This window comes from Staphylococcus sp. EG-SA-2, assembly GCF_017152085.1.
The window spans coordinates 1-1,098 of the sequence record NZ_JACYHC010000871.1; the positions used below are offsets into that span (position 1 = coordinate 1).

Consider the following 1,098-nt stretch of genomic DNA (forward strand, 5'->3'; position numbering starts at 1 on the left):
CTCATGAATTTGATGAAAATCAAGAAGTACATCAGAACAATCAACCGGAATATTTAAAACAACAAGTTGAGAATAGTTTGAAACGTCTACAAACTGATTATATCGATTTATATTATATTCATTTTCCTGATGACAACACTCCGAAAGATCAAGCAGTTGCAGCATTACAAGAGCTTAAGGAACAAGGGAAGATTAAAGCCATTGGTGTATCAAATTTCACATTAGATCAACTTAAAGAAGCAAATAAAGATGGTTACGTTGATGTTGTACAGTTAGAATATAATTTATTGCACCGCGAAAATGAGGCAGTATTGCAATATTGTGTTGATCACCTAATCACATTTATTCCTTATTTCCCATTAGCATCCGGTATTTTAGCTGGAAAATATGATGAGAACACTAAATTTAGTGACCATCGTACTACACGTCGTGATTTTATACCTGGTGTTTTTGAAGAGAATGTGCGTCGCGTAAAAGCTTTGGAAAGCCTAGCTGCAGCACATCAAACTTCAATTGCGAACATTGTATTAGCATTTTATTTAACGAGACCAGCTATCGATGTGATTATTCCTGGTGCAAAACGTGCAGAACAAGTCATTGAAAATATTAAAGCTGCAGATATCGTTTTATCAGATGATGAGATTCAATATATCGATGAATTGTTTCCAATTGAAGACTAAATGAATTGTATTTAATGGTGATATCAGGCTGGGACATAAATCAATGTTCTATGCTCTACGAAGTTATATTGGCAGTAGTTGACTGAACGAAAATGCGCTTGTAACAAGCTTTTTTCAATCCTAGTCAGGGGCCCCAACACAGAGAATTTCGAAAAGAAATTCTACAGGCAATGCAAGTTGGGGTGTGGGCCCCAACACAGAAGCTGACGAAAAGTCAGCTTACAATAATGTGCAAGTTGGGGTGGGACGACGAAATAAATTTTTCGAAAATATCATTTCTGTCCCACTCCCATCACAAACGACGTTATATAAGGCATGACGAAATTTCGTCAAATTTATATAAAAGTTGTAAGCGTTTTACTATTCGGTAGGCAAAGCTTATGATAGTATAATTAGGTAACGAAAAACACAGATATTT

Annotated in this window: 1 protein-coding gene; it reads left to right on the forward strand. The window is 35.5% G+C overall.

The annotated features are described in order from the left end of the window. Positions 1–680, forward strand: a 680-nt coding sequence (locus IDG60_RS15495; RefSeq protein WP_206160891.1) for an aldo/keto reductase, incomplete at its 5' end; no start/stop codon positions are given. Positions 681–1,098 lie beyond the last annotated feature (418 nt).